This window comes from Haladaptatus sp. DYF46, from assembly GCF_021083305.1.
GTDB lineage: Archaea > Halobacteriota > Halobacteria > Halobacteriales > Haladaptataceae > Haladaptatus.
The window spans coordinates 99,218-115,350 of record NZ_JAJFAY010000002.1 but is presented as its reverse complement, the minus strand read 5'-3'; the positions used below and the strand labels follow the sequence as shown (position 1 = coordinate 115,350).

The following is a 16,133-nucleotide window of genomic DNA, read 5'->3' as shown; positions in this document are numbered from 1 at the left end:
CTTCGTTTTCACACTCAGATTCGACCGATATCGCTCTCCTCGTCGCCGAGGTTGGCGACGATTTCGTCCAGTTCTTCGATGGTTCGTGCCTGCTCCTCGTTCGTCTTCGCGATGGACGACACCTCCGTCGAGACGCGGGCGGACGTCTCCGCCGCCTCGTCTATCATGGTCGCCACCTCTTGGGTGCTCGACGCCTGCTCGTCCGTCGCCGCGGTTATCTGTTCCATTCCGACCGCGGTTTCCGTGGCCGAGTCCACGATTCGTTCGAGTTTCTCGCCCGTTCGCTGGACGGCTGTGACCGTCTCCGAGATGGACGCCTCGCTCTCGCCGAGACTGTCGAGCGTGCTCTCGGTTCGATTCTCGATGCGCTCGCCCATCGATTCGATTTCTGCTGCCCGTTCCTTCGACTCCTCGGCGAGCGATTTGACCTCCTCGGCGACGACGGCAAAGCCGTCGCCCGCCTCCCCCGCCCGCGCCGCTTCGATGGAAGCGTTCAGCGCGAGGAGGTTCGTCTGGTCGGCGACGTCGTTTATCATCCGCACTGCGTCGCCGATTTCGCTCACCGCGTTCTGGAGTTCCTCGGCGTCGTCCACCATGCTCTCGCGCGCTTCTTCGGTCGATTCGGTCGCGCTCATGGCCCGCTGGCCGAGGTTCTTTCCCTCCTCCGCGAGCTGTTGGGATTCGCGGCTCTGGCGCTCCACTTCGTTCGCGCTGGCGGCGATTTCCTCGACGGTCGCACTCTGGGTGGACACCTCGCTCGCGATTCGCTCCATGTTTCTCGACTGTTCGTCGGTGAGCTGACTGATTTCGCTCGAACTTTCAGCGACGTCGGCGGCCGATTCGTGAGCATCGAGGACGTGCTGTTCGGTCGATTCACGAAGCGCGCGCGAACGCTCGATTTCCGCCTTCATCTGCTGGCTGTGGGAGTGGACGTACGTGTCCGCCACTATCTGCATGTCGAGGTCGAGGACGCGAAGCACCGAGAGCATGTCCTCGAAGCGTTCGTGAACCGACTCCCGAACGTCGGCGACGAGTTCGTCCACGTCGGCCCGCGATTGTGCGAGTTGCCCCCCGTCGGTCGCCGCGGGCGAAACGCGCTCCCGGACCATCGCTTCGAGGTCGTCTTGCAGCCGTTCTTCCAACAGCTCCGAGACGAATTCGTAATAGACGCCGTACTGTCCGAGATAGTGGTTGAGCGGCATCTCCAGCACGTCGTGGAGCTTTCCGATTCGTGCGCGGTTTCGGACGTACTCCTCGTCGTACGTTCCGTTCGTGAGGGTGACGAGATACTCGCCCTGCATCGCTTTGAGCGATTCGATGGTTCGCGTGGAGTTCGAGAGGATGTCGTCCGTCTCGGTGTCTGCCTGTACGTTCTCGTAAAATCGGTCCGCGATTTCTCCGCGGTGTTCCTCGAACGTCGGTCGGAGGGCGGACAGTCGGTCGGCGTCCACCGCGTCGAAGTCGAGAAACGACTTTCGCCGCTCTATTTCCGCCATATCGAGACCCATCTCGTCGAGTTGCGCGTTGATATCTAGCTGCTTTCCGAGATCCGAGTTCCCGAAGACGTCTCCCGTTCTGTCCATGTCTAGAACTGTGCGAAATATATTTAAATTATTACCGTTATCGGTGTCCGGGAATCGGTGGAAAGAACGGGTCATGAAGTGGGTAGTGTGTTGATCGGATTGTGTGGTGCGATTACCTCTCGGTTATATTTCACACAGTTCGTCGCCGGAGTTCCATCCTCCGAGTGGTCTCGGTTCCGGCCGCCCGAAAACCGTATCTCATTTCAGCACACGCGACGAGGCGAAAACGTGAGCGCCGACACGCCCGTTCGCGTCGAAGTGCATCCGGGCCGCGAGGCGGTGGTGGAGTTCGACCCCGACCTCACGTTCGAATGCGTCGATAGCTGTACGTGGTGTTGTCACCACGGCGTCATGCTGTACGACCGTGAGTTCTTCGAGTTGGGAAACCACGCCGACTTGAACGGGGCGACCACCGAGTTTCGCGGCGAGGATTTCGTGCGCCGCGAGGAGAAAGACCACGACGAGACGGCGGAAGACGGCTGTGCCTGTCACTTCCTCCGCGAGGACGGCCTCTGTGAGTTGCAAGCCGAAAACGGTTGGAAGCCGGCCCGGTGTTTCGTCTATCCGGTTTCCATCCGCGAGGAGAGCGGCGAGATGCACGTCGATATCCGCGAATCGGCGTGGGACCACTGTGAGGGAATGAACGAAAGCGACCGCAAAATCATCGATCACTTGGACGCCTTTCTACCCGAATATCTGTGGGACGTGGAGAACCCGGATTCGGTTCGGGAACTGTGAGGATTCACTGGTTTCACCGCCACCGTACTCGGCGGGATTCATACGGCACAGCGACCGTTATCAGTATCTTCCCGACGCCGTTTCGGCGTCGTTGGCGGGCGATTCCGTCCCGTCTCCGGAACGCCGTTCCGCCGCCATCCCGCCGAGTGCGCCGAAGACGATGGGATAGACCAGACCGAGGAAAATCGCCGGAATGCCGTCCGGTGTGGCGGTTACCGGGGCGTTGGCGGCACTGGCAGCGAAGGCGAAGGTACCGACGACGAACAAGGGAAGATACCCGACCGCGATACTGGCTCCGGCGTTCCGTGGTCCGTTAGCGCCTGGCGTCGTTCCGGTCCGAACCGCCACGTATCCCGCGCCGATCAGGAGGATGGGCGGGACGAGATAGAGAAGGAAGAACGGCCCGCCGACCATCGCAATGAGGGACCGGTTCGTGAGCGACCGAAAGCCGTTGATCGTATCCGCCGTCGGAAGACCCGTCGGTACGAGATGGGAGTTGTAAAACACCCATCCGGAAAGCACCCACCGTGGTGGCGGCCCTCCGAAGATATGCGAGAGCGACGTTGGGTCGAGATACCTCCCGGGAAGTTCGATGGCCATGATTTCGCCGGTACGGCCCGCCGTCGCCACGAACGTCAGGAGGTATCCGAAGACGAACGTTCCGACGCCGAGGGGAACGGTCCGTCGGAGGGGGAGATGGGTCCGAACCATTACTGTTCTTACATTTCTCGGGCAATGTTATATCTCTTTTCCACGGAAACGCCGGAAAACGAACTGTACCGTCGCTAGCCGGATCCGCTGATGACTGCCCACAGCGCGAACACGACGATTCCACCCAGTGCGGTACTCATTACGGCGTGCATGCGGAGTTCGTCGAGGAGATGGTGTGCGTTGTCGCTCAACTGGGCCACCTCGTACACCTCGCCGCCGAGTTCGCAGCGCGGGAGGAAGTCCATGGCGACGTGGAGGAAGACGCCCGCGGCGAACCCGAAGACGAGGCCGTTTATCGCGGCGCTGGACGGGAGGTGGAGGAGCGCGGAACCGATAGCAGTGATACCGATTCCGGCGGCGGGAAGGAGCAGGACGGAGGCGGGGTTTCCGCCGTCCCGGAGTCGGTGGGCGGCGACGTACCCGGCGGGTCCCTTGTGCGAGACGATGGCGAGGCCGAGGAGCAACCCGAGGTCCGGCATGTTGCCGTAGACGAGGCCGATGATGGCGCCCGCGGCGAACGAGTGGGCGGTCAGTTCGACGGACGTGTGGTCGAGCGCGGTGTCGAGGTGGGTCGCTCGGTGGCCTATCGTGTGGGCGCTAAAGCCGACCAGAATCCCGAAGGCGATGCCGAACCCGCCGAACTCCGGGTGATGTGAAATCGCGCTCGGGACGAGGAAGACGGCGGCGCTGGTTATCATCGCGCCGCTCGCCAACCCGAAGGCCCAGACGAGCTTTTTCGCGTGCATGGAGTCGCTCGTCCCCTTCGAGAGCGCGGCACCCGCGGCCATGGCCGCGAACGCAACCCACGCGATGACGAGGACTTTGGACAGGCCCGCCGTCACCCCCACCCCGGTGAGGACGACGAGGGCGACGAACCCGGCGACGCCGAGCCGTGACAGTCGTGGCATGATTATTAATCTCCCCTCTGATGTTGTTAAGTCCGTCGGTCGGCCACCACAAAGCTATTGCCGAGCGACGGCACGTGAAAAAACGATGGAGACGAAGACGATTCGCGGTGCCCGCTTTTCGGTTCGCGTGGCACAGACGCTCGTGGCGTACCTCCTCTTCAGACTCACCGTTCCGTTCGCGGGTGAACTGGTGTACGGCACGCTTTCGCGTCTCGGCCTCGACGCCTTCGTCGCCGGGTCGCTCGGCGTGCTGGCGCTCGCTCCCGTCCTCGCCATCTCCTTCGGCGTCCCGTTCTGCTGTTTCGCCTGCTGGTAACACTGGCGGTCGTGACCATGCGCGCCCTTCGATTCACGTGGCGCGATTGCCTGTTCGTCCACTGGCCCGTCGGCACCGCGCCGCTCGAAAACGCGATTCCGGATTCGCTGGCGCTCCACACGTACGACGGGCGAGCATGGGTCAGCGTCCTCGCTTCGACCATCGAGAACGCGAGACTTCCCGGCGCGCCGAGGGCGCTCGGCATGACGTTTCCGCAGGTCAACTTCCGAACCTACGTCCGCCTCGGCGACGCCACCGGCGTCTACTTTTTGAGCCTCGATACGGCGAGTCGGCTTGTGACCCGCGTGGCACGACGGCTGTATCACCTGCCGTACTTTCACGCCGACATCTCCATCGAAACCGACGGAACGGACGAGACGAGTAACGCGGAACGAACGCGTCGCGTTCGGAGTCACCGATTCCATCCCGAAACGCTCCCGGTCGAATTCGAGGCGACGTATCGCCCGAATGCTACCGCAACCGTCCCCGAACCCGGGTCGCTCGCCGACTTCCTCGCGGAGCGCTATCGGCTGTTCGTCCCGCAGGCCGAAATGACCGCCCGCGTCGAACACGACCCGTGGACGCTTCACCCCGCCGAGGCCGACGTCCGCGCCGGTTCGCTCTTCGATGCCGTCGGTCTATCAGTGCCCGATGCCGAACCGCGGGTTCGGTACTGCCCGGAGATGGAGTTTCACGTCCACGCGCCCAAGCGACTCGACTGAGTCACTCCCGCGTCGCCTGCCGCCACCGCTTCAGACCGACGATGTCCCCGTTTACCTCCTGTGCGTCCGTGGCGGCCCAGACGAACAGTCCGGCCACGTCCTCCGGGTCGCGTCCCTTCCCGCCCATCATGTCGGTTCCGACCACGCCGGGGTCGACGCCGACGACCGTTCCGTCGAGTTCGGCCGAAAAGCCGCGGACGAGCGCTTCCGCGGCGGCCTTCGAGACGGCGTAGGAACCGTAACCTGCGTGGGTTTCGTGGCCGATACCGCCGGTCGGAACGAGGACGCGGGCGTCTTCGGCGAGGTGGGGAAGCGACTCCCGGATCGTCGTGTACACCCCTCGACAGTTCGTCCGAAGCGTGTCGTCGAAGGCCGCGTACGATTCCGCCGTCAGCGGCGTTTCGCCCGGCACGCCGTGATAGACTCCGGCGTTCGCCACCACCACGTCGATACCGCCGTCACCTTCTCGGGCGGCGGTTTCCATCAGTCGTTCCACGTCGAACTCGTCGCGCACGTCGGCGCGGAGGCCGATTGCGGCGTTATCCTGCTCTTCGATGGCTTCGACGTTCTCCTCGACTTCCTCCGAGTCCCGCCCACAGAGGGTGACGGTCGCGCCTTCGTCCGCGAACGCCGCCGCGATTCCTCGACCGATTCCTCGCGTCCCACCCGTGACGACCGCCGTCAGTCCGTCCATGGGGGAACGACGGAGGCGACGGTAAAATCGATTGTCGTCGTCCCCCTTCGAACTCCCCCGTTGCAGTTAACCCCCGTGCAGTGCAAGTGAAAACCATGTATCAGCCGGGCCACTGCGGCGTGGCACTCGCGCTCTATGCCCCCATCGGTTGTGGTCTCGTTGCGACCGGGTCTCCAACGTACGCCCTCCTCGGTGGTGTCATTACCGTCGTCCTCACGATGATTCCCGACCTCGATACGCGAACTCCCCGACTCGAACACCGAGGGCCGACGCACTCCATCGCGTTCGCGGGAACCGTCGGGATGCTGACCGCCCTCGCGGGTGGCCTCCTCGGCGGCGTGCAAGCAGCGGAGTTCGGCCTACTGGTCGGCACGCTCGCCATCGTTTCCCACCTGCTCGCGGACGTCATCACGCCGATGGGCGTCCGTCCGTTCTGGCCGCTCTCGGAGCGGAACTTCACCCTCGACATCGTGCCCGCGAAGGACCTGCGTGCGAACGTCCTCCTGTTCGTCCTCGGCCTCGTGTCGGCGGGCGGCGCGTGGACGCTCGGCCACCTCCTCGGATGATCCTCGTGACTATCCTAGGTGCTCGTTGAGAAACGCCGCTTCGTAGCCGACCGCTTCATCGAGCGCATCGTCGTACACGTCGAAGTGACCGACCGGGAGTTCGACGTACGTCGCGTCGGCCGCCTCCGCCGCCGACCGAACCGACGACACAGGGACGATGTCGTCGTCCCGGCCCCCGACGAAGAGCATCGGACACGGCACGTCCTCCACGACCGAAACCGGCCGGTAGAACGGGATTTCGAGGAAGACGCGGGCCGGGACTTCGTTGTCCCACACCGGCGGGTCGGGAACGATGGTTTCCATTCCCTCCATCGCTCCCGGCGCGTTGAGCACCGCGAACTCCTCGGGATATCCGGCGATGGGGACCGTGTGCGGACCTCGGAACGTGTACTTCCTGACGAGGTCACGGACGCCCGCGACCGTTCCCTTCAGGAGCTTTTTCACGCCGGACGCGCGGGCGACGGCCCGTCCGTCCACGAACGGAACTTGTGCGATGACCGCGGTGATTCGATGGTCGTCGGCCGCCGCTTGGATGACGTGCCCGCCGCTGTAGGACGTCCCCCAGAGCGCGATGTTGCGTCGGTCGATTGCGTCCAGTCCCCGGACGTGGTCGATGGCCGCCTTCCAGTCCTCGACGTGCCGACTCGCGCTCACGAGGTTTCGTGGTTCACCGTCGCTGTCGCCGAAGTTCCGGTAGTCGAAGAGGAAGACGGCGAACTCGCGGGCGACGAACTCCTTCGCGATTTCCGGCAACCCGAAGGTTCGCTCCGCTCCGAACCCGTGTGCCATCACGACGACGGGCGGATTCGAGACGCCCTCCGGCGTGTAGAGCCACCCGGCACAGCGCGTCCCGTCGCTCTCGAAATCGGCGTCGTTCCTCGCGTACCGCAACCGTGATAGCTCGCGTCCCCGTGTCTTCGTCATTATCTCCTACGAGGACGACGAGGAACATAAAAGTCATCTCACGGGTTAACGAACGATAACTCCTCCTTCTTTCCCGTGACGGCCCGCATCATGCACCCTCGGCACACCCACAACTCGCCGGTTCGTCCGACGAGGTGCGTCCCGTTCGACTTCCGTCGTTCACAGATGTCACATACCCCCATACCGAACCAGTCAACGCCCGTGAATGTCAAACCCGCCCCTCCGCGGAACCGCAATCGGGTTTCGAGTCGGACTCTGTTACGACGTATCGGAAAGGTTTATGGGTGGCTGAATGAATGTTCAGTCAGTACGTGCGGAGACCCCGAAACTATCGATACCCTCGACGCACTCATGAACAACTACGAGAGGCCACCGAGCTACCGAACACACTATCACAACTTCATGCCAGACAAACACACGAACGCGACACGGAAATCGACGGCCGCCGTGACGTTGACCGACGTCCGCAAGACCTACCACCGCGGCGAACCCGTTCACGCCCTCGACGGCGTCGACCTGGCCATCGAAACCGGGTCCTACACCGCCGTCATGGGGCCGAGCGGGTCGGGAAAGAGTACCCTGATGAACGCCGTCGGCTGTCTCGACATGCCGACCGACGGGTCGATTACGGTGAACGGCACCGAGGTGACGACGCTTTCCGATTCCAAGCGGACGACCCTCCGAGGCGACGAAATCGGGTTCGTCTTCCAGACGTTCAACCTGATGCCGAAACTCACCGCGAAGGAGAACGTCGCCCTGCCGATGGTGTTCCAAGGGGTGAAGACAAACCCCCGAAACGAACGGGCGAGCGACCTCCTCGAACGGGTCGGACTGGGCGACCGGTTGGACCACCGTCCGAACGAACTCTCGGGCGGCCAGCGTCAGCGGGTCGCGATTGCGCGTGCGTTGGCGAACGACCCCGCCATCATCCTCGCCGACGAACCGACGGGCAACCTCGATACGGAGACGGAGGGCCAGATACTCTCCCTGTTCGAGGAGCTTCACGACGAGGGCAACACCATCTTCCTCGTCACCCACGAGCGGGTCGTCGCCGAACACGCCGACCGAATCGTCCACCTGTTGGACGGCGAAATCGAGCGCATCGAAACCGTCGATTCGCCGCGGCGGATGGAGGCGAACGCATGAACGTCCGCCAGAGTTTCGCGATGAGTTGGCGGTCCATCCGCGACCACAAACTCCGCTCGGTGCTGACGACGCTCGGCATCATCATCGGCGTCGGGTCGGTCATCACGTTCGTCACGCTCGGCGCGAGCCTTCAGGCCGCCGTCGTCGGTCAGGTCACCACGGAGGACAACCCGTCCATCGTGGCGAGCGTCGGCCCGCCGAGTTCCAACGACGGACCCGGCGGTCCACAGGGGCAGGGGAGTTCTCTGCCTGTGTTCACCGAACACGACGTCGAGCAGTTGCGGGGACTCTCGAACGTGGATTCCGTCGTGCCGCAGGGGAACGTGCAGGTTTCCTCCATCGCCCACGACGGGCAAACCATCGGCTGGGAGAGCGTGACCGCGACGACGCCGGATTCGTTCGCCGCCGACTCGTTCGAGTCGGGGCGCACGTTCACGCCCGGAGAGGACGAGGTCGTCCTCAACGAACCGGCCGCGACCCTGTTCTCGACGAACGTCACGACCGGTGACACGCTCACGCTTCAGTTCGATAGCGGCCCGCGGAACGTGACCGTCGTCGGCATCCTCAACGCCTCTGCCACCGCGAGCGCGTTCGGCGCGGCACAGCCCCAGATATACGTCCCGACGGACCCGTTTTACGGCACGACGGTGAAGAGTCCGACGACGGGCGAACGGCAACGGGCCTACTCGCAAGTCACGGTTCGGGCCGTCGATTACGACCACGTGGACGGCGTTCAACCCGCCGTCAAATCGTACCTGTCGAACGAATCCGACGCGAGCCGACTCAAACCCGCGTCCTACGAGGTGTCCCTCCAAACGAACCAGCAACTGGTGGACCAGATTCAGGAGGTCATCGGGACGTTCACGAGTTTCATCACCGGTATCGCGGTCATCTCGCTCATCGTCGGGGCCATCGGCATCGCCAACATCATGCTGGTGAGTGTGACCGAACGCACCCGCGAAATCGGCATCATGAAAGCCGTCGGCGGGCAGAAACGGGACATCATCCAACTGTTCCTCGTCGAGGCGGTCATCCTCGGCGTCATCGGGTCCGTCGTCGGAACAGTCGTCGGCATCGCGGGCGGGTACGCCGCCGCGCAGGCCATCGGCTTCGACCTCGCGTTCGCGCCGAAGTGGTTCGCCATCGCCATCGCCGTCGGTATCGGCGTCGGCCTCGTCTCGGGGCTCTACCCGGCGTGGAACGCCGCGAGAATCGACCCCATCGACGCGCTCCGACACGAGTAATCCTTTTTATTCTTCCATCAGCACCGATTCGACGTACTCCCGTGCGGTTTCACGCGCCTCTTCGAGCGCGTTTTCCTCTTCGAGGGAGGCATAGCGCGTCCGCGCCCCGTCGACGATGAGCATGAGCGCTTCCGCCGCGTGGTTCGGGTCCTCCACCGTGAACACACCGGAATCCGCCCCGTCGGCGATAACGGTCTTGAGGAGATAGCAGATGTACTCGTCGTTGCGCTGGAACTGCTCCCGTACCGCATCGTTGTACGGGGCTTGTGCGCGCATTTCCAGCATGGCCACCATGAAATCGCGGTTCCCCTCGCGGTCGGTCAACAGGCGGTCCAACAGCAGGTCGAGTCGCTCCTTCGGGGCCGTCGTCTCGACTTCGTGAACCCTGTCGATGAACTTGTCCAGCAGGAAGCTGAGGAACGCCGCGAGCAGGTCGTCCTTCGTGTCGTAGTAGTAGTGGATGGCCGCCGTTGATTTACCGTACTCCTCGGCTATCGTCTGCATCGTCATGTTCGCATAGCCGTGGTCACAGAGCGCTCGATAGGTGGCCCGCATTATCTCCAGTTCGGATTCGGAACGCTCGTCACCGTCGGATGGCTCTGCCATTAACTAAACAACTAGTTATCGCGGCAAAACGCTTGTGGTCGTCCACCGAACGGGGTTTTCGGCATTTGCGGTGCGTCTCGTGGAACTCCACCGCCCCGTTGGACGGTCGTGACGGTCGAACAACAAAACGCTTAACGGAGGTGACTAACTATTCAGTAAGTAGATGAAACGACATCGCTCGACCGGGCCACTGCCCGAGACACATGAAGCGGTCATGGACGCTACACATCGCGCACTCTGTGAGTACGGCTATGCGAACCTCACGATGCAACGTATCAGCGACGAACTGGGAAAGAGCAAGTCGCTCCTCCACTACCACTACGACGGCAAAGAGGAGTTGCTCGTCTCGTTTCTCGAACACCTGCTCGACGAATTCGATCGAACGGTTTCGACGGAGGGACACGAGGGCGGGGAAGAGACGCTCCGGTTTACCGTCGAAACACTCCTCCCCGACGCGGACTGTCACGCCGACTTCGACACCGCCATGTTGGAGATGGGGATGCAAGCGCCGTACAACGACGACTTCCGGGACCAGTTTCGGGCGAACGACGCCCGCTTGAAGGACCTGCTCTCGCGCATCGTCGCGGACGGCGTCGAGCGCGGCGAATTCGAGGAAATAGACCCGGAGCGGGCCGCCGAGCACCTGCTGATACTCCTCGACGGCGCTCGCGGGCGAAGCGTCGTCCTCGACACCGACGCACCCAACGACGTCGGTCGGGAAGCGATTCGCGATTTCGTCGGACGGATAACCGTCGGAGGTGACGGCGAATGAGCGCCGGAAACCGCGACGTGAACCTCACAGACGGTGACCTGTTCAAACCGCTGTTGTTGCTGTCGGCACCCATCGTCGCCAGTCAGTTGATGCAGGTCGTTTACAACCTCGCCGACACCTTCTGGGTCGGTCAGATCGGCTCCGGGGCGGTGAGCGCGGTTTCGTACGCGTTCCCGCTCGTCTTCCTGCTCATCAGTCTCGGAACCGGGTTCTCCATCGCCGGAACGGCGCTCGTCTCCCAGAACAAGGGCGCGGGCAACCACGAGCGCGTGGACCACGTCGCCGGACAGACCATCACGTTCACCATGCTCGCCTCGTTGGTCTTCGCGGTCATCGGCTACTTCGCCGCGCCGACCCTCGTCTCGCTCATCGGCGCGACCCCGGGGTCGCAGGTGTACCGTTGGACCGTGGAGTTCACGCAGACCACGTTCGTCGGCGTGTTCTTCATGTTCGGCTTCTTCATGTTTCAGGCGCTCCTGCGTGGATGGGGCGACACGAAGACGCCGATGTACCTGATGGCGTTCGGCGTGACGCTCAACATCGTCCTCGACCCGTTTTTCATCTACGGGTTCACGAACAACCTGCTGTTGGAGACCCTCGGACTCGGCGGTCTTCAGACGACCCTTCTCACTCTCACCGGATTTACCGGATTCGGGGTTCAGGGTGCGGCCATCGCCACCGTTCTCTCCCGGGGTGTCGGCGCGGTCATCGGACTCACCATCCTGTTCAGCGGGCGGGTCGGAATCCACCTCACGCCCGAGAACATCGTTCCCGACCCGGAGACTATCGGGAAAATCGTTCGTATCGGCGCTCCCGCCAGCGTGGACATGTCGATGCGGGCGCTCGGTATCACGTTCCTGACCGCCATCGTCTCGATGGCCGGAAATCCCGCGGTTGCCGCCTTCGGTATCGGCAACCGACTCAACTCGCTCGTCTTCCTCCCGAGCATCGGACTCGCACAGGGGACGACGACGGCCGTCGGCCAGAACCTCGGCGCGGACAAACCGGACCGGTCGGAGCGAGCGGTGTACTACGCGTCGATGACGCTAGCGGTCGTGCTCGCCGTGGTGAGCGTCCTCGCGTGGGTGTTCGCGGAACCGGTCGTCGGAATATTCGTCGGCGACAGCGCAAACCGTGCACGGGTCATCGAACTCGGCGCACAGTACCTCCACATCATCGGGCCGACGTTCCTGTTCCTCGGCGTCTTCCGAGTCGTCACGTCGGCGTTCCGTGGGGCAGGTGATACCACCACCGCGATGGTGTTCACCATCCTCTCGCTGTGGGTGTTCCGCATTCCCGTGGCGTACTACCTCCTCGAAGTGGGAGACATGGGTGCGACGGGTGTCTGGTACGCCATCGCGTTCTCGAACACCGTGACAGCGATTCTCGCCTTCCTCTGGTTCCGACGCGGGACGTGGAAGACGAGCGAGGTCGGCGAAGCCAACACGCCGTCCCCCGCGGACTGACGCGACCCTCGGGCGTTTTTCACCGTCGTCACCGAAACACCTGTACCGACCGCCATCCATACGGGAAACGTGCCTAAACGAATTCTCGTCCCCGTGGACAACGCACCGCAGTCGGATAGCGCGCTCGAACACGCACTCGACATCTATCCGGACGCGACTCTCGTCCTCGTTCACGTCCTCGACCCCAGTAGCTGGATCTCCTCGGACGAATACGGGGACATCCTCTACGACGATTCGGTCGAGGACACGAAGAAATCGACGGCCGACGAACTCCTCTCCGAGATGCGGCGGACGGCCGAGGAGTCGGGTGCGACGGTGGAAACGGAACGGTTGATGGGTCGCCCGGCACACACCCTCGTGGAGTACGCGACGGAAAACGGCATCGACGGCATCGTCATGGGAAGCCACGGTCGAACCGGACTCGACAGAATCGTCCTCGGAAGCGTGGCGGAGGCGGTGACACGGCGGGCCACGGTTCCCGTCACCATCGTTCACTGAGTCCTCGTCCCACCTTCACTCCTCGCCGCACCCCTCACTCCCCGTCGGCGAGCAACCGACGGCGGATGTAGGCGTCGAGTTCGTCACGAACCGCCGGGATGGTCTCCTCCGTCGTCGTCACGCGCTGTGTCATCGCTCCCGTGATGGTCATCAGGAGGGACGCCGCCACTTGTCCGGCATCGACGTCGTGGAACACGCCGTCGTCGATACCCGACTGGATGACGTCCGTGAGCAGTTCGCGGAAGAACTCGTCGCTGCGCGTGAAGTGGTCGCGGTAGTTATCGTCGTGGGCGGCCTGTGCGCGCAGTTCGACCATCGCGCGCGAGAAATCCCGATAGTCGTCCGAAACCGGGGTGCTGAACACGCGGTCGAGGATGGCGTTCAGGTGTTCGTCGGCGCTCCCCATCCGTTCGGCGGGAATCCGCTCCCGTTGGTGTTCGAGCATGAACTCCAAGAAGTCGAGCAGGAGGTCGTCCTTGCCGTCGTAATGGTGGTACAGGAGCGACTTGCTCTTTGGGAACTCGTCGGCGATACGCTGAATCGTCAAATCGGCGTAGCCGTGCTTACAGAGGGCGAGATACGTCGCCCGCATGATGGCGTCGCGCGTGTCGGTCGGGTCTTCGAGGAAGGACGGCGTCTCCGTCATCGGCCGAAAGACCCGTTGTGGACGGTCGTTCGAGTCGCCGGGTGGAACGATACGGCGAGGGAATCCCGTTCCGCGAACCGCCCTCCGCGCGTGGCGGTCGTCGCATCGAATTCGTGCATACACGCTCTACGAACGCGAGATATAAAAATTGAATGAACATTCAGTAGTCTGTGAGACGCTCGTGACTGTGAACTGAATCGTCTCACATCGGTGGGGTACGGGCGAAAAGGACTCGAATGGCTGTTCTCGTGGGAATTCCTGTCTCGGAAGCTTTATAACTGACTAACTGTTCAGTAAGCCATAGATGGCTGAATGTTTATTCACCTCGAATTACGGATATCTTCGTCCGAGCGGAGGGTTCGGACGTGAGTACTGAAACGAGCGACGGAATCGGTCGTGAACGCCTCGTCATCCTCGGCGGCCTCATGTTAGGGATGCTTCTCGGCTCCATCGACCAGTCCATCGTCTCGACGGCGCTCCCGACCATCGTCGGCGAATTAGGCGGTGCGAACAAACTGTCGTGGGTCGTCACGGCCTACCTCGTGACGGTGACGGTGACGACGCCGCTCTACGGGAAGCTGAGTGACCTGTACGGACGCTCCATCATCTTCGAGTCGTCCATCACCATCTTCCTGATCGGTTCCATCCTCTCGGGCCTCGCGGGCGAGTTCGCCGCCATCAACGACGTCGTCGCCCCGATGACCCAACTCGCGCTCTTCCGCGCGCTACAGGGTATCGGCGCGGGCGGTCTCATCGCCATGGCGACGACCATCCTCGGCGACATCTTCTCGCCCCGCGAACGCGGGAAGTACATGAGCTACATGATGCTCATCTTCGGCGTCGCGACCATCGGCGGACCGCTTCTCGGCGGCTACCTCACCGACCACTACAGTTGGCGCTGGATCTTCTACATCAACGTCCCCATCGGACTCGCGGCCATCGCCATCACGCACTTCAAACTCGACCTCCCGACGCCGGACGCCGACCACGACATCGACTACCTCGGGGCCGCGCTCCTCGTCTTCGCGGTCGGGGCGCTCATGCTCGTCACGACGTGGGGCGGCGACAAGTACGCGTGGGACTCCGTGGAAATCCTCGCGCTCGCCGCGGGTACCGTCGTCTTCGGCGTCCTGTTCGTCCTGCAGGAACTGCGCGTGAGCGAACCCGTCTTCCCCATCCACCTGCTCGACAGGCACACCGTCGTCGGCGTCATGACGCTGAGCTTCTGTCTCGGTATCGGGATGTTCGGGGCGACCATCTACCTCCCCGTCTTCCTCCAGACCGTCCTCGGCGCGAGCGCGACGAACTCCGGCCTGCTCCTGTTCCCGCTCGTCGGCGGCATGCTCGTCACGAGCGCCGTGACGGGACAACTCATGACCCGACTCGGCCGGTACAAGATGTTCGCCGTCATCGGCACCGTGGTCGGCACCGCGGGATACTGGTTGCTCCACACCATGGGTCCCGCGACGACCTCGACGGAATCGACCGCGTTCATGTTCCTCACCGGGATGGGACTCGGGTTCGTCATGCCCGTCCTCACCGTCGCGGTGCAGAACGCCGTGGACCGCGAGGACCTCGGCGTCGCGACGACCTCCGTCACCTTCAGCCGAAGCCTCGGTAGCTCCATCGGCGTCGCCGTCTTCGGTGCGCTGCTGACGAACCAACTCACCCACCGCCTCGCCGACGCCTTCGGTTCGAAAGGCGGGTCGGAAAGCGTCGCGGCGTCCGGCGGAAGCATCGACCCCGCGACCATCAACGCGCTTCCCAAGGGGATTCACGACGTCGTCGTGACGGCGCTCGCGAACAGCATCGACACCGTGTTCCTCGCCGGAACCGGCGTCCTCGCACTGGCGTTCGTCGTCGCACTGACGCTCCCCAACGCCGAACTCAGCGAAGACGCCCACGTCTCGATGGGCGAAGGCGAAGGGGCAGCCGAACCCATGGACGACTGACCGTCGAAACAGTCCCCTCGACGCGCTTTCTTACTCCGACGGCGACGGACAGTCGTACGTGTCCCGTAGCGTCTCCGCGAACTGCCCGCCCTTTCGGAGCGCGATGGTGACGATGACGTATCGCCCCTCCGCGGGCCGAAGGACGAACACCTCGCGTGGGTCGTTCCCTTCCTCCTCGTTCACCCTGTCCACGAGCGGTTCGACCGGGCGGGTGCCGTCGCGGAACGCCTCGAAGATTCCGCCCCTGTCGTTTTCGGCGAACACGTAGAGGACACCGTTCACTTCGTTGTCCGTGTTGCGAGTCACGCGACTGTTCATCGAATCGCCCGCCATCTGCGCCTCCGTCCACGCCCCCTGTGCCGCCTCGAAGACGGGTTCGATTCCGTCGGCGAAGGCGTACAGCGTCCGATTTTCCACCGAGAACGACCGAATCGTCGGGTCGCTCGTCGTCCAATCGAGGTCGGCGTCGATGCGATAGCCGGGGTGGAGGCCTTCCACGTCGACGTCGTGGCCCTCCGCGGCGGTGACGACCGGTTCGTACGTCTCCCGATTCAACAGGCGAAGTGATCCCCCCTCGTTGGCGAGGACGCGAAAGCGATCGGTTTCCATACCGAGTGGTCCGCCCGGACGCGGGAAAAGAC

Annotated in this window: 19 protein-coding genes; 10 read left to right on the top strand and 9 right to left on the bottom strand. The window is 63.2% G+C overall.

Going from position 1 to position 16,133, the window contains the following annotated elements; translation table 11 throughout:
• Positions 1-14: 14 nt before the first annotated feature.
• Positions 15-1,583 (bottom strand): globin-coupled sensor protein, encoded by a 1,569-nt coding sequence (locus tag LJF34_RS11645; RefSeq protein ID WP_231185184.1) that lies wholly within the window; start codon positions 1,581-1,583, stop codon positions 15-17.
• A 228-nt stretch (positions 1,584-1,811) separates the two neighbouring features.
• Here LJF34_RS11645 and LJF34_RS11640 point away from each other — a divergent pair, with 228 nt between their 5' ends.
• Positions 1,812-2,321, top strand: coding sequence for a hypothetical protein (locus LJF34_RS11640; RefSeq protein WP_231185183.1), 510 nt, complete (start codon positions 1,812-1,814; stop codon positions 2,319-2,321).
• Positions 2,322-2,381: 60 nt separating this feature from the next.
• On the opposite strand, the gene LJF34_RS11635 is transcribed toward LJF34_RS11640, so the two are convergent.
• Positions 2,382-3,032: a hypothetical protein gene (locus LJF34_RS11635; protein ID WP_231185182.1), complete on the bottom strand. Its 651-nt coding sequence runs from the start codon at positions 3,030-3,032 to the stop codon at positions 2,382-2,384.
• 74 nt (positions 3,033-3,106) lie between these two features.
• On the bottom strand, positions 3,107-3,940 hold the full coding sequence (locus LJF34_RS11630; protein ID WP_231185181.1) for a ZIP family metal transporter: 834 nt from the start codon (positions 3,938-3,940) through the stop codon (positions 3,107-3,109).
• 85 nt (positions 3,941-4,025) lie between these two features.
• Here LJF34_RS11630 and LJF34_RS11625 point away from each other — a divergent pair, with 85 nt between their 5' ends.
• Positions 4,026-4,256 carry a hypothetical protein gene (locus tag LJF34_RS11625; RefSeq protein WP_231185180.1) on the top strand — a complete coding sequence of 77 codons (231 nt, stop codon included), beginning with the start codon at positions 4,026-4,028 and terminating at the stop codon, positions 4,254-4,256.
• Positions 4,257-4,273: 17 nt separating this feature from the next.
• Positions 4,274-4,978, top strand: a complete 705-nt coding sequence (locus tag LJF34_RS11620) for a DUF2071 domain-containing protein (protein ID WP_231185179.1) — start codon at positions 4,274-4,276, stop codon at positions 4,976-4,978.
• A gap of 1 nt (position 4,979) precedes the next feature.
• On the opposite strand, the gene LJF34_RS11615 is transcribed toward LJF34_RS11620, so the two are convergent.
• Complete coding sequence (locus tag LJF34_RS11615; RefSeq protein WP_231185178.1) at positions 4,980-5,672, bottom strand: SDR family NAD(P)-dependent oxidoreductase; 693 nt, start codon at positions 5,670-5,672, stop codon at positions 4,980-4,982.
• 95 nt (positions 5,673-5,767) lie between these two features.
• Here LJF34_RS11615 and LJF34_RS11610 point away from each other — a divergent pair, with 95 nt between their 5' ends.
• On the top strand, positions 5,768-6,238 hold the full coding sequence (locus LJF34_RS11610) for a metal-dependent hydrolase (RefSeq protein WP_231185177.1): 471 nt from the start codon (positions 5,768-5,770) through the stop codon (positions 6,236-6,238).
• 9 nt (positions 6,239-6,247) lie between these two features.
• On the opposite strand, the gene LJF34_RS11605 is transcribed toward LJF34_RS11610, so the two are convergent.
• Positions 6,248-7,162 carry an alpha/beta hydrolase gene (locus LJF34_RS11605; RefSeq protein WP_231185176.1) on the bottom strand — a complete coding sequence of 305 codons (915 nt, stop codon included), beginning with the start codon at positions 7,160-7,162 and terminating at the stop codon, positions 6,248-6,250.
• A gap of 38 nt (positions 7,163-7,200) precedes the next feature.
• Positions 7,201-7,344 (bottom strand): hypothetical protein, encoded by a 144-nt coding sequence (locus LJF34_RS11600; RefSeq protein ID WP_231185175.1) that lies wholly within the window; start codon positions 7,342-7,344, stop codon positions 7,201-7,203.
• Positions 7,345-7,564: 220 nt separating this feature from the next.
• Between LJF34_RS11600 and LJF34_RS11595 the strand changes: the two genes are divergently transcribed.
• Together LJF34_RS11595 and LJF34_RS11590 are read left to right on the top strand one after the other, a co-directional pair.
• The gene (locus LJF34_RS11595; protein WP_231185174.1) at positions 7,565-8,308 is read left to right on the top strand and encodes an ABC transporter ATP-binding protein; all 744 of its coding nucleotides are present in this window, start codon (positions 7,565-7,567) and stop codon (positions 8,306-8,308) included.
• A complete protein-coding gene (locus LJF34_RS11590) occupies positions 8,305-9,552 on the top strand; it encodes an ABC transporter permease (protein WP_231185173.1) in 1,248 nt (415 codons plus the stop codon). The genes LJF34_RS11595 and LJF34_RS11590 overlap by 4 nt, the downstream gene beginning before the upstream one ends.
• Positions 9,553-9,558: 6 nt before the next feature.
• Here LJF34_RS11590 and LJF34_RS11585 read toward each other — a convergent pair whose 3' ends face one another.
• Entirely contained in the window at positions 9,559-10,158 is a 600-nt protein-coding gene (locus LJF34_RS11585; protein WP_231185172.1) for a TetR family transcriptional regulator C-terminal domain-containing protein, read from the bottom strand.
• A gap of 163 nt (positions 10,159-10,321) precedes the next feature.
• Between LJF34_RS11585 and LJF34_RS11580 the strand changes: the two genes are divergently transcribed.
• The 3 genes from LJF34_RS11580 to LJF34_RS11570 all read left to right on the top strand — a co-directional run bounded on the left by LJF34_RS11580 (position 10,322) and on the right by LJF34_RS11570 (position 12,894).
• Positions 10,322-10,930 carry a TetR/AcrR family transcriptional regulator gene (locus tag LJF34_RS11580; protein WP_231185171.1) on the top strand — a complete coding sequence of 203 codons (609 nt, stop codon included), beginning with the start codon at positions 10,322-10,324 and terminating at the stop codon, positions 10,928-10,930.
• Entirely contained in the window at positions 10,927-12,396 is a 1,470-nt protein-coding gene (locus LJF34_RS11575; RefSeq protein ID WP_231185170.1) for an MATE family efflux transporter, read from the top strand. Before LJF34_RS11580 ends, LJF34_RS11575 begins: the two co-directional genes overlap by 4 nt.
• Before the next feature lie 69 nt (positions 12,397-12,465).
• On the top strand, positions 12,466-12,894 hold the full coding sequence (locus LJF34_RS11570) for a universal stress protein (RefSeq protein ID WP_231185169.1): 429 nt from the start codon (positions 12,466-12,468) through the stop codon (positions 12,892-12,894).
• Between the two features lie 34 nt (positions 12,895-12,928).
• Here the strand turns inward: LJF34_RS11570 and LJF34_RS11565 are convergent, their stop codons facing one another.
• The gene (locus LJF34_RS11565; protein WP_231185168.1) at positions 12,929-13,663 is read right to left on the bottom strand and encodes a TetR/AcrR family transcriptional regulator; all 735 of its coding nucleotides are present in this window, start codon (positions 13,661-13,663) and stop codon (positions 12,929-12,931) included.
• A 242-nt stretch (positions 13,664-13,905) separates the two neighbouring features.
• Between LJF34_RS11565 and LJF34_RS11560 the strand changes: the two genes are divergently transcribed.
• Positions 13,906-15,492, top strand: coding sequence for an MDR family MFS transporter (locus LJF34_RS11560; RefSeq protein ID WP_231185167.1), 1,587 nt, complete (start codon positions 13,906-13,908; stop codon positions 15,490-15,492).
• 30 nt (positions 15,493-15,522) lie between these two features.
• Here the strand turns inward: LJF34_RS11560 and LJF34_RS11555 are convergent, their stop codons facing one another.
• Positions 15,523-16,101, bottom strand: coding sequence for a DUF6663 family protein (locus LJF34_RS11555; RefSeq protein WP_231185166.1), 579 nt, complete (start codon positions 16,099-16,101; stop codon positions 15,523-15,525).
• Positions 16,102-16,133: the final 32 nt, after the last annotated feature.

Coding starts and splice junctions, on each gene's coding strand:
- LJF34_RS11645 (WP_231185184.1), bottom strand. CDS start 1,583: ATGGACAGAACGGGAGACGTCTTCGGGAACTCGGATCTCGGAAAGCAG.
- LJF34_RS11635 (WP_231185182.1), bottom strand. CDS start 3,032: ATGGTTCGGACCCATCTCCCCCTCCGACGGACCGTTCCCCTCGGCGTC.
- LJF34_RS11630 (WP_231185181.1), bottom strand. CDS start 3,940: ATGCCACGACTGTCACGGCTCGGCGTCGCCGGGTTCGTCGCCCTCGTC.
- LJF34_RS11625 (WP_231185180.1), top strand. CDS start 4,026: ATGGAGACGAAGACGATTCGCGGTGCCCGCTTTTCGGTTCGCGTGGCA.
- LJF34_RS11620 (WP_231185179.1), top strand. CDS start 4,274: ATGCGCGCCCTTCGATTCACGTGGCGCGATTGCCTGTTCGTCCACTGG.
- LJF34_RS11615 (WP_231185178.1), bottom strand. CDS start 5,672: ATGGACGGACTGACGGCGGTCGTCACGGGTGGGACGCGAGGAATCGGT.
- LJF34_RS11610 (WP_231185177.1), top strand. CDS start 5,768: ATGTATCAGCCGGGCCACTGCGGCGTGGCACTCGCGCTCTATGCCCCC.
- LJF34_RS11605 (WP_231185176.1), bottom strand. CDS start 7,162: ATGACGAAGACACGGGGACGCGAGCTATCACGGTTGCGGTACGCGAGG.
- LJF34_RS11600 (WP_231185175.1), bottom strand. CDS start 7,344: ATGGGGGTATGTGACATCTGTGAACGACGGAAGTCGAACGGGACGCAC.
- LJF34_RS11595 (WP_231185174.1), top strand. CDS start 7,565: ATGCCAGACAAACACACGAACGCGACACGGAAATCGACGGCCGCCGTG.
- LJF34_RS11590 (WP_231185173.1), top strand. CDS start 8,305: ATGAACGTCCGCCAGAGTTTCGCGATGAGTTGGCGGTCCATCCGCGAC.
- LJF34_RS11585 (WP_231185172.1), bottom strand. CDS start 10,158: ATGGCAGAGCCATCCGACGGTGACGAGCGTTCCGAATCCGAACTGGAG.
- LJF34_RS11580 (WP_231185171.1), top strand. CDS start 10,322: ATGAAACGACATCGCTCGACCGGGCCACTGCCCGAGACACATGAAGCG.
- LJF34_RS11575 (WP_231185170.1), top strand. CDS start 10,927: ATGAGCGCCGGAAACCGCGACGTGAACCTCACAGACGGTGACCTGTTC.
- LJF34_RS11555 (WP_231185166.1), bottom strand. CDS start 16,101: ATGGAAACCGATCGCTTTCGCGTCCTCGCCAACGAGGGGGGATCACTT.